Annotated in this window: 1 protein-coding gene; it reads right to left on the bottom strand. The window is 70.9% G+C overall.

Going from position 1 to position 398, the window contains the following annotated elements; genetic code table 11:
- Positions 1–45 precede the first annotated feature (45 nt).
- Positions 46–201, bottom strand: a complete 156-nt coding sequence (locus E1298_RS49205; RefSeq protein ID WP_165976016.1) for a hypothetical protein — start codon at positions 199–201, stop codon at positions 46–48.
- Between the last annotated feature and the right edge of the window lie 197 nt (positions 202–398).

Here is a 398-nt window from a genome sequence, read left to right as displayed (position 1 = left end):
CGTCGGCACCTCCCCCACCCGGCCGTCCTGCCCGCCCAGGGACACCTAACGCATCGTCCTGCGCGCGATGAACGCCAGCGTCCCGCTGACGGCCATGGTGCCGATGCACACCAGCGCCGCGCCGATCGGCCACAAGCCGTCGTCGTCGGAGCTCATGGCGTCGATGGACCAGGACGCCGTCAGCGCCACGGTCGTGGCCACCGCGGCACCGACCGGGGCCCCGCGCCGCGATCACCCCCGCCACCACCAACGTGATCACAAGACCGATGACCTGCCATGCCTCATACGGCCCCGTCTTATGACCATCGGGATGGACGTCGCGCGTCCGGTCCCAACCCAGCCAAGCCCAGTAGGCCCCGGTGGTCACAAGCGCCACGACCAGGCCCCCCACCAACTCC

It is taken from the genome of Actinomadura rubrisoli, from assembly GCF_004349215.1.
GTDB lineage: Bacteria > Actinomycetota > Actinomycetes > Streptosporangiales > Streptosporangiaceae > Spirillospora > Spirillospora rubrisoli.
The sequence above is the reverse complement of the archived record's forward strand: the minus strand, read 5'-3'. Positions and strand labels throughout refer to the sequence as shown.